Source organism: Pseudoalteromonas sp. RWi3 (genome assembly GCF_054960735.1).
The window spans coordinates 315,336-341,196 of the sequence record NZ_JBHNYL010000002.1 but is presented as its reverse complement, the minus strand read 5'-3'; the positions used below and the strand labels follow the sequence as shown (position 1 = coordinate 341,196).

The window sequence follows — 25,861 nt, the reverse complement described above, 5'->3', positions numbered from 1 at the left end:
AGAGCTGGTTTTTTTTTGCCTAGTTACTCATAAGCAGTCATGTTAAAGTTCGCATAATTTGCTGGGTATCATCTTTTGTACCCATTGTTGGTTTGAATTTAATTACTAGGCAGCACTATGCGTCAACACTTTAAACTTATTACACTTCTTTTAGCGTTTGTTTGCTCATTGCATAGCAATGCAGAAGAATCACGCCCTGCCCCAACAGAGCAACAACAAGAGCAAGCTTTATCGCAAGTGCAAAAACCGATGTTTCAGCCATTGATGGAGCGCTACATTCTTGATGAACTCAAAGCCGTGCGTCAAGACCAACAAAAGCTTCGCGAAGATGTAACAAAACAAGTGACTCACGCGCAACTGGATACCGCAGATAGAGCGCTCACATACACAACAGATACAATTAACAACGTATTTTTTATTATTACCGCAACTGCATCCATCTTAGTACTCGTAGGTTGGAACTCATTGCGCGACGTTAAAAATAAAGTAGAAGATATCGTAAATACGCGTGTAAGCGTTATAACCAACGAGTATGAAGCGCGCTTAAATACCTTTGAAGAAAAGCTGCGTGAACGCTCTGAAGAAATACTGAAAAACCAAGAAAAAATATCAGTTACTAATGAGGTTCATTCATTATGGATGCGTGCGAATTTAGAAAGCGACGTATCAAATAAAATCGAAATATTTGATGAGATCCTTAATCGTAAACCAGAAGATGTTGAGGCAATTGCATACAAAGCAGATGCTTTATTAGAACTAAACGAAACCAAACAAGCGATTGAGTTGTGTAATCAAGCAATTGATATCGACAGTGACTACGGCTACGCCTATTGGCAACGAGCTTGTGCGTATGCGCTAACTCACAAACACGCTGATGCATTAGCAGACATTAAAATGGCGCTGGATTACTCACCAAATCTACGTAACGAACTATTACACGAAAGTGCATTTGCCAGCTTGCATGACAATACAAGCTTTAATATTATTTTATCAGGTGAAAACGTTTAACGGTTTAGAAATCGTTCAATAGTTTCAGTGAGCAGTTCATCGAGCTGCTCTTCAAAATCATTAATACTTGTTTTAAAGTGACCAAGATACGCTTGAGCTTGCTGCTCTGAAAGTGATCTTTGATTAATGCTGTACTGGCGTTCTGGCTTTGTTTTGTCAAAACGTGGCACAAAATGATAGCTGGCAAAATGGGGCGGAGCAATTTGCTCATTTGCGTATTCACAAAAACGCTCAATAGTGTCTGCACCTGTAGGGCCTAAACAACCCGGCTCAACACGATAAAGTAAATGCAGTTTTTTATCATCCGCTAATTCCATGCCCTTCCTCCTATACTTTTTAATTATGTAGTAAAGCCAAGTCTAAAAATCACAAATTTGGTTATAAAGCATTTAACTCATACATTTAAACATAACGTATATATTGAATTAGCACTGTGATGTAACGGCCACTAATTCAACATGCTTTATTTGGTTGGTATTATCTAAAAAATAATACTTTGGTTACTTTGCCATTTTCAACTTTGTAACTTGATACGAATTCAGAGCGCTTATCAACAATGCTTGGATCCGTTGAACAGGTCTCTGACAGTTCATGGTCAATAACAATATTGCCAGTCACAATACGTTTAATTGGTGACGATTTAACACACTTTAACTTTTTAAACATAATACCATAACGGGCAATCAGCTTTTCTTTACCTTTAAATAGCAGCTCATTTGGAAACACATAAAACTCAACATCCTCTGAGTACATATTGACAAATGCATCAATGTTACGGGCGTTATATGCCTTAATTAACTTTTCAACAACCGCTAATGCTTCTCGAGATTGTTTGGCTTTTTCTTGCTGCTTTTGAGTGAGGGTCTCTTTGGCTTTTTCAACAACTTGCGCAGCTTTTGCGATTGCTTGTTTTTTTTCTTGCTCGGTTTTTGGTGCATCAATTGGCTTAACTTTTTGCGTTCCTAACACCTTGCTGCTATCAACAACATCAACCATATTTGCCGTACTTGGGTCGCTTACAATAGGTTGCGTAGGTTCAATATCAGTTTCGGCTTCTACTGCTTTTTTCTCTGGCGTCAAGGTAATAACAGCAGGACTATCCTCTAACGATTTTTGCTGTTCAACTGTGTCGCTCTTTTTAATCTCAGTCTTTTTTTGAGGCGCTTTAGTAGGCTCTGTACTTTGCTCTGCCTCAACAGCTAATAGTGACCCTGAAGAGAATAAACTGATTGCAAAAAATAACGATTTCATACTGTTCCTGAATAATTGAAGAAACAATAAAATAGCAAAAATTGTGCCTTCAAGATAGTGGTTATCATTGTACGGCTCATTTACCAATATTGTTCAACTGTAATATTTCCAGGTTCTTTGCGGCGGTTTCGGCTGTAGCCTTGCTCAATCAGCAGCGCTGAAGTGTCTTTCACCATGTTAGGATTGCCGCAAATCATAAACTGCGCCGAGTCTGGCGTAGGTGTTAAATCAACATGCGAAAACAAAGACTGTGCTTTAATATGATCAGTGATCCGCCCGTGTAATCCCATATCGGGGTGTTCACGGCTCACCACTGGCACATACTTTAATCCTGAGAATTTTTGCTGTAAGGCAGCAATCGTATTTTGATAACTTAAATCGCTGTTCAACCGCACTCCATGCACTAGAATCACCTGCTCAAATTGCTGCCATACATCACCATGTTCAAGCATCGACAAGAAAGGGCCTATCGCAGTACCTGTACTGAGCATCCATAACTGTTCACTTTCTGGGACTTCATCCAAGGTAAAGAATCCACTTGCGCGGCGCTCTATCATCACCGTATCACCTGGCTGAAGCTTGGCTAATTGCTGCGACAGCAAACCATCTTGAACGTTAATTAAGTAAAACTCTAAATCAGCTGAACTCGGTGCATTTACATAAGAGTAGGCACGCGCAATACGTTTATCACCCTGCATTATCGACAACTTAGTAAATTGGCCAGCCTTAAAAGGCTCAACGTCAGCATTAACAACTAAGCTAAATAAAGTATCACTGTACCAAACAACATCTTTGACGCATGCATCAACCCAGTTAGACATAACAAACCCCTTTGGCATAGAATTCAAAAAGTTTTACGTTATGTAACAGTGGCAAGGGAATAGAATGGTGTCAATTTTAACCAACCAGAACTTAAAACAAATAAATTCACCCTCGTCATTAATAACCCAGATACAAACCTAATGCTGCCAACAACCCTCAGATCACTATTTTACTAAGTTGTAAAAAACGTCTAATTTAAGGCTTGTAGTCTTTTACAATACATAAAGTAACACAAATGCGAATCACTCACTTTTACGTACCTTAATAATGTAGTATCCTATGCCTCCATTCTTTCACTCGGGTCAAAGGATTACCTATGTATGCCCAACAAGTAAATAAAGTGCCAACTCGTAACCCATTACTTAAGCTTAAAATGGCCTGCAAAGCCAATGTTTATGCATTGTGTGTAGTTGCTCGCTTTAGCGCGGCCATTGTTGGTGGCTATATTTTCACTGCTGTATTTACTTCATTATTGAGCCTCATTTTACCGCTAACAAAATCCGATGCAGTTCTTTTGAGCATTAGCCTGACAATTTTAGTTTATAGCTGTGTGTTTATTTGGGCGTTTGCGGTTAAGTCTTTAAAAACCGTTTGGATCACTATTTTACTAACATCATCAGCATGCGGATTGAGCATTGCCTTATTAAAGGGTTGGTTATGAAAGAGAGTTTTTTCCGCTCCATGACATGGATGCATACTTGGGTTGGCTTGCTAGTATGCTGGTTACTGTATTTAATATTTTTTGCTGGCACTATAAGCTTTTTTCGTGACGAAGTTACCTTATGGAATCAACCCGCATTGCACAGCCTACAAGCACCCGCAGAGCGTGTTGCACTACAACGAGAGCAAATTATTGCAGGTGTTGATTACTTAAAAGCAACCGCACCAGAATCAGGCCGTTGGGGGATTTATTTACCTACAGAGCGTGAGCCACAACTCAATTATGCCTACGAAAAGCCACGCCCAGAAGGAAAACGCTTTGGGGGTTGGCAAGACCATTATATAAATCCAAAAACTGGTGAATCATTACAACAACCCAGAGAAACCAAAGGCGGTAACTTTTTTTATCGGCTGCATTTTGACCTACATTATATCGATGTACGAACAGCACGGTGGATAGTCTGCTTTGCTAGCTTATTTATGTTGGTGGCGCTGATTTCGGGTGTTGTTATTCACAAGCGTATTTTTAAAGATATGTTTAGCTTTAGAAAAAACAAAGGCAGCCGCAGTTGGCTTGATGGCCACAATGTGTCGTCAGTATTAGCGTTACCTTTTCATATCATGATAACGTATACAGGATTAATCACTTTAATATTTATGTTATTTCCATACCCTGCTATGACCGCTTATGATGACGGAGTTCGGGGCTTATTTAACGACGTTACTCCAACAAACGTGCGTACTAAATCAAGTGATGTAGCAGCCCCATTAACGGCAATTGATAGTGTGTTAGATCAAATTTATACTAACTGGCCTAATGCAGACCTCACCCGATTTTCAATTAAAGACCCAAATAAAGCGTCTGCAACAATAACCGTACGTGCCTCAACAGGCACACTCGTTCGCGACCAAACCCTGACCATGCTTTTTAATGGTGTTGATGGCAGTTTAATTGCAAAAAGCGCTGATGAATATAGCAGTACAGAAGTGTTTTATGATTCACTCACAGCTTTGCATACCGGACGTTTAGCAAACCCATTACTGCGTTGGCTATACTTTTTATGCGGCGTTGCTGGCTGCATTATGATAGCAACAGGCTGCATTATGTGGGCGAAACGTATTCGCGAGCGAATGAAAAAAGACCAAAAAGCATCGTTTGGGCTCAAGCTTGTTGAAGGCTTAAACCTTACCACTCTCATGGGTTTACCATTAGCAACTTGTGCCTTTTTTATTGCTAACCGATTGCTACCCGTTGGCATAACTCAACGAGCCGACAAAGAAATACTGGCGTTCTTTATTACGTGGCTAGCTATTGCTTTGTTTAGTCTTTTTAAACGAGCAAAAATGCAGTGGTACTTGTTAGCGTGGGTCAATGCAGTAGCTTGTATTAGCGTGCCGCTGATCAACGCACTCACCACCAAAGGCAACATTGTTAGTTATTTACTTAACTCACAATGGGCATTGTTTAGTTTTGATTTAGTGTGCTTAGTGTGCGCCCTGCTATTTGCACTACAAGCCAAAAAAATACGTACTCAACTGCACACACCCACGCCAACAACACGTTCAAATCGCGTAATTAAAAACAGCCTTGTGGAGCAAAAAGCATGACCGAACTTTTGCAATTTAGCCTGTGTTTGCTGGCATTTAACTGTTTTGCGCTAGCAAAATTTAATCATTACCGTGACGTATTTAAAACACGACCAAGCCAAAAGCAAAGTAAGCAGTTTTTGATCGCTGCATGGATCAGTATTTTACTAAGTTTATTGCTGTGTGTGATAAAGCATCAAGGATATGGTGGACTACTATTTTGCGGCTATATGGCCTTAAGTGTTTTATTATTAATGATTTTTTATAGCTTTAAGCCTTCATGGGTAAAACACATGAGTGTACTCAATGTTGTTTTACTACTGCTAAGTGGCAGCTATTTTGTCGTTTATTAGGCTTAGTTAGTAAAAATGTGATCTGAACAAAACAGAGGTCTTTATTACCACTAATCTAGCAAAAAAAAAGGCAAGCTAAAAAGCTTGCCTGAAATTACTAATAAAGGGGATACGCATGTCAACATCAAGGTAATTAGACCTTAAATGGTAGGGTTAGCATGATAAACCTTAACCATTACAGTTTTATGACAACCTACAAGTACATAACATAAAACCCTTTTTTAGCGTGTATGCGCAACCCAAATAAGTGAATTGGTATCAAAACCATGCTTTTTAGCCGTGGCAACAAAATCATCTTTAACAGCTTGGCTAACCGTAGGCGTACGCGATAACAACCACAAATAATCAGTATTAAAACCCGATACAAACGCATACTGATAATCTTGCTGATCCATTTTAAACACCACATAAGAGCTATAAAACGGGCCAAAAAATGACACCTCCAAGTGCCCCACATCACTGGCACCGACAAACTTGGCTTTACCCTCAGCTTCGCTCCACTGGCCTTCTTCGTCATTAAAGCCTTTATTTATCACTTTCACAGAGCCATCATCATTTAAGCTGTAAGTGGCCGTTACATTTGATAAGCCACGCTCAAAAGAGTGGTCTAATCGGGCAACTTCATACCAGGTTCCTTGGTAACGCGTGAGAGAAAAATCATCAACAGGTTTTACGCCGTCAGGCAAGCCACTGCAACCAACAAAAAACACACTACACAGCGTGATAAGCGCGGCCAAAAAGTATTTATTCATTAAGCTATATCCTTATCATTAAAAGAACCATTATCTTAGCGGCTTTTAAGCAAAGTTTAACGTAATTTAATGGTAAAAAAATCAGTAAACACTGGTTGTTGATGAACGGGTAGGTTAGGATCAATTTTTTACTAACAAGATGTATAAATAAATGAAGATTTGGGTTGATGCTGACGCCTGTCCTGTGGTGATCAAAGACATTTTATTTCGCGCCGCCGATCGCACACACACCGACACTATTTTAGTCGCTAACCACGCTATGCGCATACCGCCTTCTAAATACATTAGCCGGGTGCAAGTATCATCTGGATTTGATGTAGCTGATGATGAAATAGTAAAGCGTGTATCAGCCAACGATTTAGTAATCACCGGTGACATTCCTCTTGCTGCTGAAGTCATTGAAAAAGGCGCACAAGCACTGAATCCTCGAGGTGAGTTATACACGTCAGAAAACATCCGCTCATTACTTAATGTACGTGACTTTATGGATACCATGCGCTCAAGTGGCGTAGAAATGAACGGCGGTCCACCGCCACTTAGTCAAACTGACCGACAAAACTTTGCCAACAACCTTGACCGCATTTTAGCGCAAAATAAATGATAAACACTGCGACTAACCAAGGCATAGGTGATACTCACTTTAACGTGGCGGTGTACATTGCTAAAGCGCCACCTATGCCAGAATACCAAGATTTAACAAACCTCACCCCACTAAACAAAGGCCAAATAAATACCATAAACCAAACCTGTGGCAATGGTTGGCGCAAAGTGTTTAATGTGTATGCCAAAGTATTATTTGCACTGCCCAGCGAGCACTATCGTTTTGCCAAACAAGCCGCTACGTGGCAAATCTATCGCGATGAATTGCTATTACAAAAAGACAGTAAAACGGCTTTATTGTTTAGCCCACCCAAATTAAACGATAAAAACACTTTGCATATCATTGCCGGGCGCACCCATGCTAAAAACCTCATAAACCAAGGTTTGCTCGATATAACTTTAGATTGGCTCGATGACGAGTTTGCTATTAATGAGCAATATAAGCTAATTGTATGCCCATACTTTGATTACCGACAATTAAGTAATATGAAAATAGCCCGATTAAGCCAATTAATAGCTAATTGTTCGAAAAGTAGCTAGTCTTAGAATTAACTAATTTTTATACTGCGTATAATATGAAAGTACTTGTTGTCGATGATATGCCACTTATGCGTCACGTGTTAATTAACATGTTGCGCAAACTTAATTTTCAGCAGATTACTGAGGCCACGGATGGAAAACAAGCCTTAGCGTTAATGCAAAAGCAAGCGTTTGATTTAGTAATAACCGACTTACACATGCCTAAAATGGATGGTAAAACGTTATTAACACGAATTCGCGAAGACCTAATTTTAAGTGATACCCCGGTGTTAATGGTCACCTGCGAAGACAACAAAAAATCAATTAAAGAAATCATCGCGGCTAAAGTTACTGGGTTTATCATTAAACCGTTTAATTTAAACACACTTGAAAACCAATTAAAAAAAATAAACAAAGTACCAGAGCCTAAACCAGATTGTTGATATAACGCACTGCAATAAAAGCCTCATAATCATATTATCGGTATATAACATAAAAAAAATAATGTATGCTATTTTTTAAGCATTCAATGAGGGAACGAGTTTCTGTTGGTCAAATTACGCCAGTATTTAGCAAACTTATGCGCTGTGATATTACTTTTTATAAGCTACAGTGGCGATGCCGTGCCTTCTTTTGCAGCGAGCAAAGTAAACACCATTGAAATTTGCGCAGGCGAATGGCCTCCTTTTTTAAGTGAATCACTGCCTGAGCAAGGTGTAATTGCCCACCTTATTCGCGATGTATTTGCACAAGCCAATATCAAAGTTAACTTTACCTTTTTACCGTGGGGACGTGCCTACCACGATACACAAAAACAAAAATACGCCGCCACAGCCGTGTGGATGTTTGAACAAGAACGTACCAACCATTTTTTGTTCAGTGACGCTGTACTCAATGAGCGGTTTGTGTTTTTTCACCTTAAAAAACGCCCTTTTGATTGGCAATCAGTTAATGATTTAAAAGGCCTTATACTTGGTGGTGGCCTTGCCTATAGCTATGGCGCTGAATTTGATAACGCACTCAATAATGGGTTATTTGAAATCTCACGCGTAAACAGTAGCGTGCAAAACTTTAAGCGCCTCTCTATGAACAGAATCGACGTTTTCGCAGAAGAGCAAAGCGTTGGTTATCATATTCTAAACAACGATCTTGCTGATATCGCAAATACAATAACTCACCACCCAAAGCCGCTATTGATCAATCAAAGCTTTTTACTATTCCCTAAAGAAGGGGGAAAAAGCCAACAGCTATTAAAAATTTTTAACCAGCAATTAGCACAGTTTAAAAAAGATGGCCGCTACCAAAGCTACTTTAATGGCCTCGACAGAGGAGACTATCGCCCCGCCCAAACTCAGAGTAATGACGAGTCCTAAACACTTAAAAAATAGGCACAAATTCAGCTTTGGTATGAAAGTAAGTTTTACTCCAATTATTAAACGCTTCTTCGTACCGTGGGTAGTAATCTATTAGCGTATGAATAACCTGTTCAGCGCTCAATTTCTCACACACATTCGTCGCTTCGTGTTGCAGTAATGCTTTTAACACCTGCTTACCACGGTTACTTTGCATTAAAAACCCAACCCACAACGCCGAGTTTCTATACATTCGTAATGTATCTGCGCCCTGCCAGCTGCCTTCTGAATCAATTAATACCGACAACATAAACAGGCGCTCTTTAAAATATCGGCTGGGTACATTAATGACTTTCTCACTGTCAAAATAAAGCGTATTTTCAAACACTTCGGCCAATCCCTCGTTTAACCACTTTGGCATATTACCAATCAGGCGATAATTAAATACATGCATTGCCTCATGCACTGCGGTAGTTAAACTTTGCTCAGGGTAACTGCTGTTATATTTAACAAAGGCCGTGTTACTCGCGCCAAAATAAACACCGATATTGGTGGAGGAGGAAGAACCAAACTGCGATATGTAATCCCGATAATAACGCGGTGGCAACACCACTAAGTTAATTTTATAGGGCACAGGCGCACTCACTTGAAAGAAACGCCGATATTGAGTGTAAGCAGTACTTAAACGCGTTTTTAAAGTTTGATGATAATCATCGCTCAATTTAGGTGTAATTAAATTAACCGTCGCATAATTACTTAGCCTAAATTGTGACTTTTCAAATTCGAGGTTGTCATCCAACAACGATAAACGCTCTTTAGCATCAGCCACCGCCTCTTTATCATGCCAATTTAATTGGCATGAGTCTTCTACTTTGGACTCTGTAGGTTTTGCTTTTTTATATGTGGGAGCTGCACGTACTTGCCGTTCGGGCGGGCGCTGCTCTTTTACACGCTTAACGGGTTGATCGGCTGGTTTTTCGACCACTTGAAATGGGGCTTGTACAGGGTTAAGCCACTGCATTACAGCATCAACCCAACCTAAACGAAAAGCAATAAAGCCTAACAACACAACTAAAATAATCAGGGTTGGAAACGACGATGGCTTTTGCTGCATTACTCACCTCAAAAATTAAAGGATCAGTGTAGCGACTTTAGCTACAATAAAGAATAATTATGAGGTCTAAACAGTTTATAAAACATAAAAATATGGTTAAAGCCAGCCAAGCTATGGCTGGCTAAACTTGCAGGTTAGCTTGCCACTAAAGTGGACTTTATCTCGTCAAAAATACTGGCATCGTCAACCGTTGAAGGTACGTTAAGCTCTTCGCCATCCACCAGCTGACGAAGGTTTTTGCGTAAGATTTTGCCTGAGCGAGTTTTTGGCAAACGCGCAACATGTACGATGGTTTTTAAGCAGGCAATCGCCCCTATTTGCTCTCTTACCAGCTTAACGAGCTGCTGCTCAACAAGGCAGGCTTCATCGGTGTAATCGTCTTTTAATACAATCATCGCCATGGGTAGCTGGCCTTTGAGTGAGTCGTTTACACCAAATACCGCGCATTCAGCAACGGCATCGTGAGAGGCAACAATTTCTTCCATTTCGCCAGTTGATAAACGATGCCCAGCCACATTAATTACATCGTCTGTGCGGCCCATAATAAACAAGTAGCCATCGTCGTCGATATAACCGCCATCACCTGACAAGTAGTAACCGGGGTATTCGTTTAAGTAACCCGCTTTAAAACGTTCGTTATTTTGCCAAATAGTAGGTAAGCAACCCGGCGGCAGTGGCAGTTTAATCACCACGGCTCCACTTTCGTTGGGGGCACATTGCTCACCTTCCATATTTAATATTTGCACATCAAACCCCGGCGTTGGCACTGTGGCGCTGCCAGGTTTTGTTTCAAGAGTTTCTATTCCAATAGGGTTACACGCAATAGCCCAGCCGGTTTCGGTTTGCCACCAATGATCAAGTACTGGCAACTGCGTATGCTCTTTAAGCCAGTTGTAAGTAGGAGGATCTAATCGTTCACCTGCCAAAAATAACCGTTTTAGTGATGAAGTATCGTATTGCTTAAAGCCCAGCGCTTTTGGGTCTTCTTTTTTGATGGCTCTAAATGCGGTGGGCGCGCTAAACAAGGCATTTACTTTATGCTCAGCCACGACCCGCCAAAAGGCACTGGCATCAGGCGTGCGCACTGGTTTTCCTTCATACAACACCGTTGTGCAGCGATAAATAAGCGGGGCATACACAATATACGAATGCCCAACAACCCAGCCAATATCAGAGGCCGCCCAAAATACTTCACCGGGCTTCATACCGTATACTGTTTCCATGCTGTAATGCATAGCCACTGCATGACCGGCATTTTCTCTTACTACTCCTTTTGGCGTGCCCGTGGTGCCCGAGGTATACAAAATGTATAACGGGTGATCTCCTTGCAAGGCAACAGGGGCAACGGGCTGGGCTGTTTGCATTGCCTCTGCCCAATTAATATCACGCCCAGGTATAAGCTTTGCCGTAACGTATTCACGTTGATGAATAACACAGTGGTCTATTTTATGGCTTGCAAGCGCAATCGCATTATCAATCAGCGACTTGTATTCAATAACCGTATTTACCTCAACCCCACAAGATGCACTGAGCAATAACTTAGGTTTTGCATCGTCAATTCTGACCGCCAGTTCATGCGCTGCAAAGCCACCAAATACCACAGAGTGAACAGCACCAATGCGCGCACACGCTAACATACCAATCACCGCTTCTGGGATCATGGGCATATAAATTACTACACAATCGCCTTGCTCTACCCCTAAATCGCGCATAGCACCTGCAAACTTAGCCACTTCCTGTTGTAGCTCAAAGTAGCTATATTGCTTTTGAGTATTGGTAACAGGCGAGTCGTAAATAAGCGCCGTTTGTTCACCAAAGCCCGCATCAACATGCTGATCAAGCGCTAAATAACAGGTATTGAGTTGCCCATCGGCAAACCAATGGTGAAAATCATTTTCATCTTGAGTATACGCCGTTGAAGGAGGTGTAAACCAAGGGATTCGTTTACTTTGCGCTAACCAGAATTGAGCCGGATCATTTAAAAACTGTTTATATTGTTGTTGGTATTGGCCTGACATAAAGGGCTCCAAAACTATAAATGTGTGAGAGACCCTATAAAATGTAGGTGCTTTGTTGAACAATTTATATGCGACCTTGGTCGGCATACTATGGCAAAAAACGCGATAATCCTTTAATGCATGGCTTGTGGTTGAACGCGTGCAATAAAAAAGCTGAGCAATTGCTCAGCTTTTATCAATACAGACCACACTTAGCATGGGTTAATTACTTTAAACTACGATAAAACAAGGTGGTTACTTTTTCTTTTGGTAACCAATTAGCATATTTAAGACCCAGCTGTGAGAGTGGATCCGCCTCTAGTACTTGCTCAAGCGTAGCGTTGTTTTGCATGGCTGTGAGCATTAAATCTTTCGCTTTTTGCACCAGTTCGCGGTATTTCATCAACCCTGTTCGGTCGCTCATAGGGCCGTGGCCTGGGATGATTTGGGTATTGGCATCGCTCTTTTTAATAACATCGTCAACGGCTGCTAGTACCCCATCAACACTGCCACCACTATCTACATCTACAAAAGGTAAGCTACCAAAGTTAAAGTAAATATCGCCCATATGTACAATATTGTCGTTGCTGAAAAAGATCACTGAATCGCCATCTGTGTGCGCGTGTGCGTAATGCAGCACATGAGCGTGCTCATCATTAAAATGCAACTTTAAATCATGTCCAAAGCTAATACGCGGTAAATAATCAGACCCTTCACCGTGCTTTTCTTTTAAGCGTTTATGTACGTTGTCGTGGGCAATCACATGCGCCCCCGCTTTGGCAAAGTTTTCGTTGCCGCCAGTATGATCCCCATGATGGTGCGTATTAATAACAAACTCAGCACTGCCAGGTTTTAAATCGCTGATGGTTTTTTTAATGTCATCGGAGAGCTTAGCAAACTGATCGTCAATAATATAAATGCCATCTTCACCCACGCTTGCTGCAATATTGCCACCTTGACCATACAACACATACACACTGTCGCTCAGTTTAGTGGCCGTAACCGGGTTTTTATCAGCCATGGCGTGGTTACTTAAAAATAAACTGGTGATGACTACGGTTAATATTTTTTTCATTATTGTTATCGCTCTTATAAATAAATTATGATTATTGAACGTGATGACTCATATTTTAGTTCACTCTTTAAATAAGGCTAATTAACCCGAACGCACGGTTTAATTTTTAAACCAGCGATACAAACCAAAGACAAGCAAAAGAGCAAAACAGGCCACAGCCAATAAACGCCAAGCACTATAACTTTGCTCTTCTTTGTTTGGCGCAATAGCGACTAATCGGGTATCTGCTTTTGATACTGGAGTTAACGTCATCGAATTTGCTTTACCTATAGTAGCTGGCGGAAACGCTACGGATGGTGTTCTACTTTGTAGCTTTTGCGCTGTTATAGCCACTGATTTATTAGCCCGCTTATTTAATTCGACTTTTGATTGCCACTGCGCTTCAAATGTTGCTCTTTGCTCCGCCCTATTTTCACTACACCAGACAAAGTCAGTTTGTTCCATATGTTTAGCACGACAACGCCCAGGAAGCTGATAAAAACGCCCCCATTCAAGTCGTTTATCATCACTGTTATAGGTTTTACCAAATACTGTTGAGTCATGAACTTTTTTATTTAATAACTCATTAGTAGGAGGAGGCACGTAGGTATCTGCATAAACACGTCGGCTGTAGCCCTTAGTTGGACGTTTGCAATGATTACCTAGCTTTTTAAATAACTCAGTAGCACGCCGACGTAACCGCTCACCTTGCTGTGATGTATAGCTGGAGCGCATTCTGTCTCTAATTTTTTCTCGCTCTGCTTCTATTTGATTACATCGGGTTTGTGAGTATTGCTCTGCAGCCACCATGTCAGCGCTAAAAACCAAGCACGCAGCTAATAAAGTCCTTTTAATCATGTTTACACCACTTACGTTAAATTAGTATTAGCGTATCATTTTTTACACTCACAGTAAGGCGATCTATTAGAGATTTTCGAGGCTATTATTAGCCTCATTGAGATATGTTAAATTTGGAAAGTGAATTTACGAGTTAAAACAAAAAACGTAGCAGCGATTTTATATCGCGTTAGATTTTATATCGCGTTAGATTTTATATCGCGTTCATAAACGCGATTCATTTGTGATTATTGCAACTAATTTTACTACCGACTACACCAAGAAGAAGAGTTATGGCTTCGTGCGGCGGGCGATGAGCTGCGGATTGGTCCTAGCACATAGTCATTTCCCTAGAGCCTAGGCCCTTTTTATTGCCTCTAAAGCGCAGCGTCTCTTAATCTCTTTGTAAATAAATCACTTAAAAACCATTTTGCACAAAGAGAAGACAATGAGGGTAAATGAGTTAACAAAAGCAGCGGGCCACGAGTCGCGGGCTTCGGCTTATACACCGTAGGCGTTAAGCTTGCTGACGCGTTTTACTTGATCACACCTTGTAGGTCGTCATTTATGACGACAATGGCTAATACTGAAAATTGACGCGCTAAAGCACGACCTACTTTAGAGCCTTAGTGTTTTTCCTCTAAAGCGCAGCGCCTCTCAACCTCTTTGTGAATAAATCACTTAAAACCTTTTTGCACAAAGAGAAAACAATGAGGGTAAATGAGGTAACAAAGCAGCGGGCCACGAGTCGCGGGCTTCGGCTTATACACCGTAGGCGTTAAGCTTGCTGACGCGAAAAGCGCAGCTTTTAAATGTAGGCGGAAGTTTATCTCGCGCTTTGGTTTTTAATTGCAAATTTTAGTTGTGTCGCGTTGGGGGCGGCAACCAAGGGGCGTACGGTTTTCAAAGTTGACTCTGCTGCAAGTAATTCATCCCTGAAGCTGGGTTCCTGTCAGCATCCATGCTTCCACTTCCTCGCGCTGCGAAACTTCGTTTCGGTCACTCGTCACCCACGGCGCCCCGAGGATCACACTACTTCCTCAATTCAGTTTAATGATATGAACGTAACCAGCATAGATAAGCCATCCGCGGCTAAGCTACGTTTTTTAATAGCATCCATGCTGTAAATTACTCATCGTTAATTTAATTTCGGGCGTGATCACGGGGGAATTGTCTTAGCATTGGCCTTTAATTCATAATTGTTAGCTGTTATTTTGGGCAGTTGTTCAACTTTTCCTATATAAAACTTTATAGGAAATAGAAGGCCTGGTATGATTCTCTGTCTTTTTATTTTGTAGTTGCTTAGTTAGTTATGGAAAACGGTGAAATTCTTGTTATTGATTTATTTGCAGGCCCAGGTGGGCTTGGCGAAGGAATTTCCGCGGCTAAAACAGAAGATGGCAAATCACCTTTTCAAATAGGTATCTCTGTTGAGAAAGATGTAAATGCACATCAAACCTTAACTACTCGTGCCTTTTTCAGATTACTTAAAACTAAGTCCCAACCATTAGATAATTACTACGATTACCTACATGGGAAAATTACACGTAATGAGCTATTTGATCTTCATCCTGATATTGCAACAGAAGCCAACCAAGAAACTTTAAATGGCGCTAAAGAACTGGGCAAAGACAATAAGCTTATTCATAAGCGCATAAAAGAACTCGTAAAACAACACAAAGGTCCGAAAGTTTTAATCGGTGGCCCTCCTTGCCAAGCATATTCATTAGCTGGCCGCTCACGTAATGCCGGAAATAAAAGCTATATTGCAGAAGATGATGCTCGTCACTTTTTATACAAAGAATACTTACAGGTAATAAGCCTAGCTAAACCAGATATTTTTGTAATGGAGAATGTTCGCGGAATCCTCACAGCAAAAGTAAACGGCCAAGTCATGTTTCCACAAATATTAGAAGACTTGCGTAATCCAGGCTCCGTAACTAAACAAAAAAAGATTCCAAAATATAAAATTTATTCATTAGTGGTTGATGCCGAGAACCCAAAAGACCCGCAATACAAGGACTCTGCCGATTTCTTAATTCGCTGTGAGCAATACGGTATACCTCAAGCAAGGCATCGTGTGATTTTACTTGGTGTGCATGAGGATATTAAAGCCATTCCAGAAACTTTAAGCATATGCGAACATCAAGTTACTGTAAAACAAGCTATTGATGATTTACCTAATTTACGCAGTGGCTTTTCAAAACAAAAAGACAATACAAAAGATTGGGAATCAGCTGTTACTAAAAATGCAGCTAAATTAAAGCGGATTCTGAAAAAACAATTTAATGCAGAATCAGCCAATTCATTAAGCCTTAAGCCAAAAATCGGTTTGTCTAGAATAGAAACTGCATTAAGCGACAAAACCCCAGCTATGACAGAGCCACTAAAAGCTTGGTATCTAGACCCTAATTTAGACGTAGTGCTAAACCATGAAACCAGAGGGCATATGGTTGATGATTTACTTCGCTACGCTTACTGTGCCGCTTATGCGCAAATAGAAGGCTCATCGCCTAAGTCTCGTCACTTTCCAAAAGAGTTAGCTCCAGCCCATGCAAATTGGAATACAGGAACACACGCAGACCGTTTTAGAGTTCAAGTAGCAGATAAGTACGCTACTACCGTAACAAGCCATATTTCAAAAGATGGCCACTATTTCGTACATTACGATCCGCAACAATGTAGAAGTTTGAGTGTTCGAGAAGCTGCACGCTTACAAACGTTTCCTGATAACTATATTTTTGAAGGAACTAGAACGAATCAATATGTGCAGGTAGGAAATGCTGTGCCACCGTATTTAGCACAGCAGATTGGGAAAGTATTAATCAGACTACTTATTATGTAAGTCATATGTCTCAATAAACTCTTTATGATACTCTTTTGATTGCTCCAGTAATTCTCTATAAGTTTTTACAAAAACCTCACCTGTTTCGGAATATGTTTTCTCTTTCGATTTAAAACGCCTCTCAGCGGATTTTTGACCCCCAACCACATAACATACCACTCTCGAAAAACCAGTAGCTGAAGCATATTTTGCTTCTAAGAAAGATGCATAATCGTAGGCTTGCTCTAATGCATTATAGTCAACCGTATAAGTACTTCTTTTAATTTCTATAACATATAGAATTTCTCCTAATGCGTTGCTGCATAAAAAATCAATCCTTCTATCTGTTTCATTGAGTTTATCTTCAGGATAGCTTTCTTTTAGGAGATTTGAATATGTGACCTCATCTCTAAACTCTAAAATTCTTGGGTCAAGTAACCAAGAGAATTTTTTTAAAAAGTTATGGAGAGTTGGTACTTCTTTTGTGTTTGTTTCAAGGTAATGTTCAAATTGCTTGATGACCTCAACGCGAGAAGTTGCTAGATCTCGATATTGTTTAGATTCGATAGCTTTCCAGTCATCCATCAGCTCTAGTAATTTAGGAATATCTTCATCACTTGTAGATATCTGTGCAATTTTATCTGCATACTCTTTATAAGCTTGATTATTAAACTTACCAATTACACTATCTATTATTCTCGCAGACTCAGCTATATCAATATTAGAATTTTCTAAAATCGGATTTATTATTTTATCACTCAAGTCTCTTTCAAAGGTTGGTAAATTTGATTTCCAATTGTCTATTCCAATATTATGAGAAGTTTCAACTAACCTTTTCTTTTCAAGACCCCTCTTTTTCTTCCATTCAACACCAACTTTTCGAATGATTTTTTGTAAGTACTCTTGGAGTAAGCGGGTTTCCTCGTGCTCCCAGTTGAGTGAATGCCTATCTGTTGATATCACGTCATCATCAAAATCATCTATAAAATCTACTTGAAGATACCCTGTAACATAACTATGAAACTGATCGTTATCACGTGCACCATAAAAGCTGGCAACATTGACAATCTTCCCTCTAGATGTGAGGTATATTCCCCTCATTTCAGTATCTTTAACCGGTGTTTTCAAGGTAATTATAGAACCCTGTACTTGTTCCCAATGAATATATTTTTCATCATATTTTTTATTTGGGAAGTTCCACTCAAACTCTGTATTTAAAGTGTTAAATTTAAGTTCATCTGTAATTTCTACCTGAGAATCGCCATCACTGTTTCTTGTTAAACTTGCCTTCATTTCACTAAAGATAATAAACTTCTTCGATAGACTAAGTGCTATTTCATTTAAATCGAAATTACTTTTTCTTCTAATTTTCTTAAGTTTGATAACCGTACCTGAAGCTGCTGTAGTAGTTTCATTGTGAGATATCAAATCAGGTGAGTACTCATTGTCACGACTTTTTTTTATTGCTTCTAAGTTCATCGTAAAATGGTTTTTTAAGCCATTCTTTATAGATGTCACTTCTATTTCGTCACAAATACCAAATACAGATAACTTTCCAAGCCCTTTTTTACCAATTACAGGGCGGCCCTTAGCGCTTTTTTGTCTTTGTGTATCTTCTCTTCTATTGCGGCCAATGACTAAGTATTTATCGTTTAACTCATCAAACGTCATTCCTTCGCCATCATCTTCATAAGTAATTTCTTTATTATCACCATTTTCAATAAAATCAATTTCAACATTATCTGCATCTGCATCCCAAGAGTTACTAATTAGCTCTGAAAGTACACTTGGAAGTTTTGAATACAATGAAACACCTAAGTGCTCTATTGTATTTGGATCAAACTTCAATACCAAAGATTCACTCATATTTAATCCTTTATTCTTTAATTTATATTGTTGATTTATTACATTAACTTAATTAGCCCGAAATAGGACGAAAGCGTAAAGTAACGACACCAATCTACCAACACACTCCAGCTCCCCGTGATCACACCCGAAAGTTATAAATTGATGAGTAATCACTTGCATGGAGGCAAGTTAAGCCGTGACTGGCACATGGATGTGCCTTAAACGGCGCTTACGTTCACATCAATTTTTAACTTGAGGATACATTGTGATCCTCGGGGCGCCGTGGGGTTCCAAGGGGCGGTCGGCGGCAGCCGCCCTTTGGTTGCCATCGCCAACGCGATAAAACCTCGAATAGAGGTTATTAAATCCCGCTCCCAAAACCATGTAAAAATCACGGCTAAAGTCAGTTCCTTCAAAAAAAATTTAAAAGCTTCACGCTAAACAAACCTATATATTATTTAGCGTATCATTTGTTGCATACTGGCAAAATTATTAAGGCAATCACTCGCTAAATAAGCCGTCCAGCCCTGTGTCCTCAGAAGTTGTATTTGATCTTTTTCAATAACTACTGCGAACTTTTTTCTCGGCCATGCTAAGTCAATAGAAACAAAGTTGTCTCCATTCCTTACACTGATACCTAACTCGGGAGAAGGTAAATTGTACTTTTTGCATTTGAGTAACAAACCTTCGAGTGCTGAGTCTGCGTAAAGCAATACCTCTTGATAATCACTACAATCGAATTTGCCTTGCTCTTTTCTAAGTTGATTAATGAGCAGGCGATCATCATGAAGGACATGCATATGGTCGTGATTAGGTTGCTTAGAATGGCAATCTGCGCATAAAGCTTTTAAGTTATTTAATGAATTATCTGTTTTTACGCAATTAATATGATGGGTGTGTAACAGTTTTTTATACCTTGTTAGCACTACACCACATTGCTCACAAGTATAGTTTTGCTGCTGCCGATACCTTTCAGATATTTTGTTCCAATCTTGAGTATAACTACCAATCGTTTTTGATCGCATGGGGTAGTGTTTAAAATAAGAGCTATAAGTACTAAACAGCTCTGAAAGTTTAAGTTCTAAAAACACCTTTTGCTTGGCATCACCTTTGAGATCAGCGTAACCTTTGTAATTTAAAACCCTTAGGCAGTTTTTGCATACACCGAGCTCTGCTTTACTTTCAATCCACTCTCCTCGATAATGCTGTCGACCGGCTACCGGATAGCTACCGCTAATATCGTTAGTTACTTGGTAACGATCAAAGAAACCCTTATTTCTCATATCTTCAATTGTACCGCACTCTGCAACGTGTAAACGACGAGCTTCTTTTATCTTGCCATTTTTTATGACTTCTTCTATGTTACTCCTTTGCTCTGGGATATAGAGCATTATTTGTCGTCCTTTATAAGACAAAAGACTATTAATATTCTCAATTTCAGAAAGCTGTAAATCTTCACCTAATACCAAGCCTTCGCCTAACCCGCTGTCTATTGCGCTTAATTGACTAAGGGTAGAGTCGAGCTTAGTTTGCTTATTCGACGCCCCCATTTTTATGGCTGCAGATTGCAGAGTATTGAAATCTATTTCAAGTTTCATTACTCTTGTGCCTCTAAAATACGCTTAATCTGTATGTGGGCGTTTGTAATAGCTCTGAAACTTACACGTCTTGATCTCTCTGTATCTTCAATGCCTTGCTCAGTCATAATTAAGCGTGATGATGAAAATCCAACCGCTGCGATATTACGTTTTATCCATGGTGTTTCTTCTGGCACAAGTGAATATAAATAAGAAAGTACAGAACGAGTTCTGCCTTGTGAAAGTCTCATATTTTTGAAGTAAGCTTCTTCATCGCTACTATCCTTATTCCACTCACTGCTGGTATGCCCTTCAATTCGAACTTCGTCAATAGAACTTCTAAATGGTTTAAGTACCTTTAAATAACGCGGGAAAAAATCATCTAGAATACCTGCAAAAGCAGGTTTAATATCAATATCACCATTATCAAATAAAACATCTGGTGATTTAAAATTAAAAGCCAAAGTTTCCCTATCTATTTCAGCACCCCACTTTTCTAAATCTTCATCAAACTCTTTTATCAAAGACTCATATATAGCGACTTGTTTCTCTTGGTAGGCAACAGCTATACTTTTAATTTTTTCATTTTCTTTCATTGTGTGGCGCATAAAAACAATGGCAATAAATAAAAACACCATCATCAGACCAGCCATTAAATCTGAAATAGATAACCAATGCTCACCACCTTCCTCTGGCTGATTACGTTTACCAAAAATATGCTCCATTAAACCGTTGCTCCTTGTTCAACGACTTTTCTCATTTGTTGTGTTAGCACTTGATAATCTTCAGCAAATTTACCTGAAATTTGGCCTAATGAATTAGCCATAAGCTGTAGTGCACGAGTTAGCTCTTCTTGCATTGATTGGTCAATCATTTTTAATTGGTGCTCTACAGTTTCATGTGTTTTAGTTAATTGTTGTTTAGCCGACTCTTCAATAGCTACAAAAGTACGCTGTGTTTGCTGCATTTGTTCTTGGGAAGCTTGCTCAATTACCCGCTTTATTTGGTCTCTTACTTCTGAATTTGTTGACAAGAAAAGATCTCTAGCTTGTTTAGTACCTTGAGATAATTCACTATTTGCATCCCTAAAAGTAGTGCTCATTGTGCGCGCTTCGGCAACAACCTTCTCTATAAGATCTCTCATATTGTTATTTAAATCTGAAACAGTATCTGATACGTGCTGTTTCATCTTATCACTACCATCCGCTAAATAATCTGAGCTTGATTGCAAACTTTCATTTGTTCTAGAAGCATTATTAGTAAACTCAGTACTAGCTAAATCTAATGCTTTACCCATGTTTTCAGAGCTATTTATTAACTTATTACCTACTGCATCAATACCTTGCTCAGTAGTATTCACAAATTTATCCAACAAAGCTTCTGAGCTTGCAATATACTTGTTAATGTACTCATCAGAGTCGGTTAATAAAGACGTGTAATGTGTACTTGCAGCTTCTACTGCAGCACCTATATCTTTTACTGTATTCTCAACATGTTGTTGTATTTGAGGTACTGCTTCAACAGCTTTATCCCGCATTTGTTCGAATGCTTCTAAATGTCGTTCAAGCTCTGCTAATTGATGTTGGTTAACTTCCATAACTTCAGTTAAGGTATCCATTGACTGTGGAATAGACTTAGCATGCTCATTAATACTTGCCACTGACCCTTCAGTTTTAATAATAGCTTCTACACCATGACTATATTGAGCTTTCATTTCCTCTAGTTGAATGCGGTAGTTTTCTTGCCACTCTACTAATTTAAAAACTGCCTCATTTAGGTCTTCAAAGTTTTTGCCAAATTGTTCGGTAAGCTTTTGATTAAAATCAGCTATTACATTATTTAAGGCTGCAATAATTTCTTCGGTTGCGGATTTAGATAACGTATCGGCAAAGTCTTGTAATTTAATCCAAAGTTTGTCAGCAAATTCATCTTGTTTTTCAAGCTTCTTGTTGAACTGTTCTACACTAAGGTTATGTGCTTTTTTTGAATTAGTATTAATGTCTGAACGTAATAATTTTAACTGGCTTAGGAGTGTATTGTCCCCATCACCAACAATCGCAACTTGTAGCTCACTAGTAGCATTCGCCTGAGCCTTTATTGCAGCTAAAATGTTTTCAGGTGATGCATCCTCATTACTAATTACTTCTTCACATATAAAAGTAGTTGTTTGTAATATCTTAAATACAATTGATAGCATCAAGCCAATAAGACTAGTTATAAATGCTGTTTTCAAACCTAGTAATAATTCAGTGATACTTTCATCTATCTTTGTATGATCAAAATAGAATAAGCCAATCACAATGCCTAAAAATGTACCAAATATACCTGCCGTCGTTAAAAGTGTCGGCACATAATTGACAAAAGGAGTATTATTATTTTTTATCGCTTGCTTGTAACCAATACCGAAAATAAGTAACAAAACGCCTATAAAAATTAAAGTTAATATTCCCGTAGAAGACGAAGTAAAAAATGGCAGTACATTTGATAACACGATGTTTAATCCTTTTTAGTCAAGTTCTATAATTTTAATACTAAAACACATTCAAATATTTTTATGTTTTTGAAAAATATATTTATTTACCAATTCTCAGTCTACCAACACACTCCAACTCCCCGTGATCACACCCGAAAGTTATAAATTGGTGAGTAATCACTTGCATGGCGGAATTTTGTTCCCGACAAATTCCAAGTACCTAAATCCCTTTAGGCAATTTAAGTTAAGCCGTGACTTCGCCATGGATGGCGAATACACGGCGCTTACGTTCACATCAATTTTTAATTTGAGGACATAGTGTGATCCTCGGGTGCGCCGTGGGATTCCAAAGGGCGGTCGGCGGCAGCCGCCCTTTGGTTGCCATCGCCAACGCGATAAAACCTCGAATAGAGGTTTTTAATCCCTTTTCCCAAAACCATATAAAATCACGGCTGAAGCCTGTTCCCACATAACCAGTAAATTACATTGATGCGCTAAAGCATGACCTACAATTAAAAGCTGCGCTTTTCGCGCGAGCAAGCTCTGCGCCTACGAGTTAAAGCGCGATTTAAAATCGCGCCTACGCCGCGATCTACGCGTCATACCTCGGTTTACCTTCCGCCACTAAACTAAGCTTTGTATCTCTATTAAGATATAACCTCACACCAGCGGCTTGTTCAAAGCTGTCTTTCGCTAACCACAACTTAGCGCTGTTTGCCTGCGCCACCTGATAAGCCCAATCACTTACCGAGCGTGACTTATCTGCATCACAATTAAAATAATCACTCAGCTCACGGGTTATTTGCTGGCTATTCAAAACCAAATTTTGTTCTTGCCAGCGTTCGCGGTGCAACTGCGCGGCTAAAAAGTCGCGTTTGCTGTTATTACACGTACTGTGCGCCGCCACGAAATTGTGGCCTAAATCGTTTGCGTAGCGGGCGTACGGAATAAAATGATCAACCTCGGTTTTATTATTCAACGGCTTTTGGCAATAAAAGCAATTGCCGTGTTGCAGCTCAATTAACACCGGTTTGGCTTTGCTAAGTACGTTACGGTCAAAGCCGAATAAAAAATCGTACAGTTGGCTTTGCGGGCCAATTAACGTTTGGTTATGTTTAATATTTTGAATTTTTTGCAGCCACGCATTTTTTGCTAAATACACCACCAAATCATAAAAGCGCCGAAAACAACTGGCGATGCCCGCATTGAGGGTAATGTATTGTGTGCTATTGGTATGCAGGTATAAAAAGCATTCGGCTTGTTTTGCTAATATTTGCAAACGCCACAACGGCCCAGTTTTAAGTGTGGCCATAGCGGCGTTAAAAGTTGGCTTATAGAGCGAGCTTTGTTTTAACGCGCGTAAATTGCGTATATTGTTTTGTTGGCATTCATACAGCACTGAAATCACTTTAGATTGCGCGCCGCTGTTTTGCTTTAATAACGCACTTTCGCCTGTTTGCTCTGAGGCAAACGGCACTGCATGATGCCAATATAAAACAATGAGTTTATCGGCCAAGGTAGCTAAGTCAATTTTCAGCTCTGCTTGGTCTGATACCAGGGGTTGCTCAACACATACATCAGCCAACGCATGTAACAACGCAAACTTGTACGTTGCACTAAAATCACCTTCCACCAGCATGCGCTGAATGTAGGCGATAAAGTCGAGTTGCTGCTGCATTGCACCAATCATAAAACGGGCACTGCTTTAATTAGCGCATTGAGCCACACTTCACTTTCGCGCTCTGGCCGTTGGTCAACACTTTGCCATTGTTTTATTATTTTAAGCTCGGTGTGCTGAGTAATAAGCGCGGTTAAGCCATCTTCATTTAAATCGGTAAACTCACGACCATTGTGTTCCCGCTCACTGTCGCCGTATTTAAACGACACATATAAAACACCGTTTGGTTTGAGCGCATTTTGCAGGTTTAAAAATACCTGTGGTAACTCTACTTTTGGCACGTGCAATAAGCTGGCGCAACACCAAATACCATCGTATTGGTTGCTGCACTCAAGCTGCTGAAAGGTGTTAACTTGAACGGGTTGTTGTAAGTAATCACTTGCTAACCTTGCAAGTTCTGCGCTTGCATCAAATGCACTAACAGTAAAACCTTGCTGCTTAAAATACGCGGCATCGCGGGCACTGCCGCAGCCAGCATCTAAAATATGGCCGTGTTTAGGGATAAGCGGTAAAAACTCACTATAAAGCGTCGACATATCAACATGAAGCGTTGAGTCGCTAAAGCTTTGTGCGTGTTGGTTATAGTAACTGAGTGTTTTATTTGGCACTAAATCTACCGCTCCGTGGTTAATTTTGGTACTTAATGATTAAAGCATTAAGCTCTTATTAAGTTTAACCCTAACCTAACATAAAAATGTATTAAAAACATAGAGTTTTACGATGGGTAGCAAGTACATAGCTACTAATTAGCAAAATTAAGAATTTAGTCTTGGTGAGATTTAGGCACTAGGTTCTAGGGAAGTGACTAGGTGCTAGGATCATACGAAGCCCGCCGCTTTTGTCTTCGCTTTGTGCAAATGGTTTAAGTGATTTATTCACAAAGAGGCTAAGAGGCGCTGCGCTGAATAAGTTACAAACAGGGATTAGGTGCTAGGATTAGCCTGCAGCCCGTCGCTCGTAGCTCAAAACCCGTGGCTTTATTGTCTTCTCTGTGTAGCGCAGCGCCTCTGTGCCCTCGGTGGTAAAACTGGTTTAAAGCAATCACAGCTAAAGCTTGTTCCTACGTGAAATATTAAGCCAGCAGCTCGAAACCCGTGACTTTTGTCTTCTCATTTACCCTCATTCTTTGCTCTTTGTGAAAATGCCTTTAAGTGATTTATTTACCACAGAGGCTAAGAGGCACTGTGCTGAAATAACGAAAAGGGGCTAGGTTTTAGGGAAGTGACTAGGTTCTAAATGTGTTCGCAGCTCGCAGCCCACCGCACGAAGCCATAACTTTTCTTCTCGGTGAGCTCGGTGGTAAATTTGGTTTTAAACAATCACAGCTAAAGCTCGTTCCTACGGTTGAAAAGGCACTAGGTTCTAGGGTTAATTCGAAGCCCGAAGCCCGCGGCTTTCTTTTCTCTTTGTGCAAAATGGTTTTAAGTGATTTATTCACCACAACACAAAGAGGCTAAGAGGCGCTGTGCTGAAGAGGAAAAACACAAGTACTCTAATGTAGATCGTGCTTTAGCGCGTCAATTTTTAACACTTCACATTGTTAGTTTAATTTTAC

At 39.8% G+C, this 25,861-nt stretch carries 23 protein-coding genes; 9 read left to right on the top strand and 14 right to left on the bottom strand.

Annotation, left to right across the window (positions count from 1 at the left end):
* Window positions 1-117: 117 nt before the first annotated feature.
* Window positions 118-1,008 (top strand): tetratricopeptide repeat protein, encoded by an 891-nt coding sequence (locus ACFI4Z_RS05010; RefSeq protein WP_462669605.1) that lies wholly within the window; start codon window positions 118-120, stop codon window positions 1,006-1,008.
* Here the strand turns inward: ACFI4Z_RS05010 and ACFI4Z_RS05005 are convergent.
* The 3 genes from ACFI4Z_RS05005 to ACFI4Z_RS04995 form a co-directional block, all read right to left on the bottom strand.
* A complete protein-coding gene (locus ACFI4Z_RS05005) occupies window positions 1,005-1,325 on the bottom strand; it encodes a hypothetical protein (protein WP_462669604.1) in 321 nt (106 codons plus the stop codon). The genes ACFI4Z_RS05010 and ACFI4Z_RS05005 overlap by 4 nt on opposite strands.
* A gap of 160 nt (window positions 1,326-1,485) precedes the next feature.
* Window positions 1,486-2,259, bottom strand: coding sequence for a nuclear transport factor 2 family protein (locus ACFI4Z_RS05000; protein WP_462669603.1), 774 nt, complete (start codon window positions 2,257-2,259; stop codon window positions 1,486-1,488).
* Window positions 2,260-2,339: 80 nt separating this feature from the next.
* Window positions 2,340-3,080 (bottom strand): ferredoxin--NADP reductase, encoded by a 741-nt coding sequence (locus ACFI4Z_RS04995; RefSeq protein ID WP_462669602.1) that lies wholly within the window; start codon window positions 3,078-3,080, stop codon window positions 2,340-2,342.
* A 317-nt stretch (window positions 3,081-3,397) separates the two neighbouring features.
* Between ACFI4Z_RS04995 and ACFI4Z_RS04990 the strand changes: the two genes are divergently transcribed.
* From ACFI4Z_RS04990 to ACFI4Z_RS04980, 3 genes are read left to right on the top strand one after another with little or no spacing between them, the layout of a single operon-like run.
* Window positions 3,398-3,742, top strand: coding sequence for a hypothetical protein (locus ACFI4Z_RS04990; protein ID WP_462669601.1), 345 nt, complete (start codon window positions 3,398-3,400; stop codon window positions 3,740-3,742).
* Window positions 3,739-5,349: a PepSY-associated TM helix domain-containing protein gene (locus tag ACFI4Z_RS04985; RefSeq protein WP_462669600.1), complete on the top strand. Its 1,611-nt coding sequence runs from the start codon at window positions 3,739-3,741 to the stop codon at window positions 5,347-5,349. Before ACFI4Z_RS04990 ends, ACFI4Z_RS04985 begins: the two co-directional genes overlap by 4 nt.
* A complete protein-coding gene (locus ACFI4Z_RS04980) occupies window positions 5,346-5,681 on the top strand; it encodes a DUF3325 domain-containing protein (RefSeq protein ID WP_462669599.1) in 336 nt (111 codons plus the stop codon). The genes ACFI4Z_RS04985 and ACFI4Z_RS04980 overlap by 4 nt, the downstream gene beginning before the upstream one ends.
* 221 nt (window positions 5,682-5,902) lie before the next feature.
* Here the strand turns inward: ACFI4Z_RS04980 and ACFI4Z_RS04975 are convergent, their stop codons facing one another.
* Window positions 5,903-6,433 (bottom strand): lipocalin family protein, encoded by a 531-nt coding sequence (locus ACFI4Z_RS04975; protein ID WP_462669598.1) that lies wholly within the window; start codon window positions 6,431-6,433, stop codon window positions 5,903-5,905.
* Window positions 6,434-6,584: 151 nt separating this feature from the next.
* Here ACFI4Z_RS04975 and ACFI4Z_RS04970 point away from each other — a divergent pair, with 151 nt between their 5' ends.
* From ACFI4Z_RS04970 to ACFI4Z_RS04955, 4 genes are all read left to right on the top strand, one after another.
* The gene (locus ACFI4Z_RS04970) at window positions 6,585-7,034 is read left to right on the top strand and encodes a YaiI/YqxD family protein (RefSeq protein WP_099293062.1); all 450 of its coding nucleotides are present in this window, start codon (window positions 6,585-6,587) and stop codon (window positions 7,032-7,034) included.
* A complete protein-coding gene (locus ACFI4Z_RS04965; protein ID WP_462669597.1) occupies window positions 7,031-7,573 on the top strand; it encodes a DUF6942 family protein in 543 nt (180 codons plus the stop codon). The genes ACFI4Z_RS04970 and ACFI4Z_RS04965 overlap by 4 nt, the downstream gene beginning before the upstream one ends.
* Before the next feature lie 35 nt (window positions 7,574-7,608).
* Complete coding sequence (locus ACFI4Z_RS04960; RefSeq protein ID WP_462669596.1) at window positions 7,609-7,995, top strand: response regulator; 387 nt, start codon at window positions 7,609-7,611, stop codon at window positions 7,993-7,995.
* 105 nt (window positions 7,996-8,100) lie between these two features.
* Complete coding sequence (locus tag ACFI4Z_RS04955) at window positions 8,101-8,925, top strand: substrate-binding periplasmic protein (RefSeq protein WP_462669595.1); 825 nt, start codon at window positions 8,101-8,103, stop codon at window positions 8,923-8,925.
* Between the two features lie 4 nt (window positions 8,926-8,929).
* On the opposite strand, the gene ACFI4Z_RS04950 is transcribed toward ACFI4Z_RS04955, so the two are convergent.
* The 4 genes from ACFI4Z_RS04950 to ACFI4Z_RS04935 form a co-directional block, all read right to left on the bottom strand.
* Window positions 8,930-10,018: a hypothetical protein gene (locus tag ACFI4Z_RS04950; protein ID WP_462669594.1), complete on the bottom strand. Its 1,089-nt coding sequence runs from the start codon at window positions 10,016-10,018 to the stop codon at window positions 8,930-8,932.
* A 134-nt stretch (window positions 10,019-10,152) separates the two neighbouring features.
* Window positions 10,153-12,036 (bottom strand): AMP-binding protein, encoded by a 1,884-nt coding sequence (locus ACFI4Z_RS04945; protein WP_462669593.1) that lies wholly within the window; start codon window positions 12,034-12,036, stop codon window positions 10,153-10,155.
* Between the two features lie 205 nt (window positions 12,037-12,241).
* Complete coding sequence (locus tag ACFI4Z_RS04940; RefSeq protein ID WP_462669592.1) at window positions 12,242-13,090, bottom strand: MBL fold metallo-hydrolase; 849 nt, start codon at window positions 13,088-13,090, stop codon at window positions 12,242-12,244.
* Window positions 13,091-13,189: 99 nt separating this feature from the next.
* The gene (locus ACFI4Z_RS04935; RefSeq protein ID WP_462669591.1) at window positions 13,190-13,927 is read right to left on the bottom strand and encodes a hypothetical protein; all 738 of its coding nucleotides are present in this window, start codon (window positions 13,925-13,927) and stop codon (window positions 13,190-13,192) included.
* Window positions 13,928-15,218: 1,291 nt separating this feature from the next.
* Between ACFI4Z_RS04935 and ACFI4Z_RS04930 the strand changes: the two genes are divergently transcribed.
* Window positions 15,219-16,751: a DNA cytosine methyltransferase gene (locus ACFI4Z_RS04930; RefSeq protein WP_462669590.1), complete on the top strand. Its 1,533-nt coding sequence runs from the start codon at window positions 15,219-15,221 to the stop codon at window positions 16,749-16,751.
* Here ACFI4Z_RS04930 and ACFI4Z_RS04925 read toward each other — a convergent pair.
* The 6 genes from ACFI4Z_RS04925 to ACFI4Z_RS04900 form a co-directional block, all read right to left on the bottom strand.
* Window positions 16,737-18,596, bottom strand: coding sequence for an ATP-binding protein (locus ACFI4Z_RS04925; RefSeq protein ID WP_462669589.1), 1,860 nt, complete (start codon window positions 18,594-18,596; stop codon window positions 16,737-16,739). The two genes, ACFI4Z_RS04930 and ACFI4Z_RS04925, sit on opposite strands and share 15 nt — an antisense overlap.
* 440 nt (window positions 18,597-19,036) lie before the next feature.
* Window positions 19,037-20,176 (bottom strand): HNH endonuclease, encoded by a 1,140-nt coding sequence (locus ACFI4Z_RS04920; RefSeq protein WP_462669588.1) that lies wholly within the window; start codon window positions 20,174-20,176, stop codon window positions 19,037-19,039.
* Complete coding sequence (locus ACFI4Z_RS04915) at window positions 20,176-20,880, bottom strand: OmpA family protein (RefSeq protein WP_462669587.1); 705 nt, start codon at window positions 20,878-20,880, stop codon at window positions 20,176-20,178. The genes ACFI4Z_RS04920 and ACFI4Z_RS04915 overlap by 1 nt, the downstream gene beginning before the upstream one ends.
* Window positions 20,880-22,646: a hypothetical protein gene (locus ACFI4Z_RS04910; protein ID WP_462669586.1), complete on the bottom strand. Its 1,767-nt coding sequence runs from the start codon at window positions 22,644-22,646 to the stop codon at window positions 20,880-20,882. The genes ACFI4Z_RS04915 and ACFI4Z_RS04910 overlap by 1 nt, the downstream gene beginning before the upstream one ends.
* A gap of 574 nt (window positions 22,647-23,220) precedes the next feature.
* Window positions 23,221-24,318 carry an HNH endonuclease gene (locus tag ACFI4Z_RS04905; protein ID WP_462669585.1) on the bottom strand — a complete coding sequence of 366 codons (1,098 nt, stop codon included), beginning with the start codon at window positions 24,316-24,318 and terminating at the stop codon, window positions 23,221-23,223.
* Window positions 24,315-24,914 carry a class I SAM-dependent methyltransferase gene (locus ACFI4Z_RS04900; protein WP_462669584.1) on the bottom strand — a complete coding sequence of 200 codons (600 nt, stop codon included), beginning with the start codon at window positions 24,912-24,914 and terminating at the stop codon, window positions 24,315-24,317. Before ACFI4Z_RS04900 ends, ACFI4Z_RS04905 begins: the two co-directional genes overlap by 4 nt.
* Window positions 24,915-25,861 lie beyond the last annotated feature (947 nt).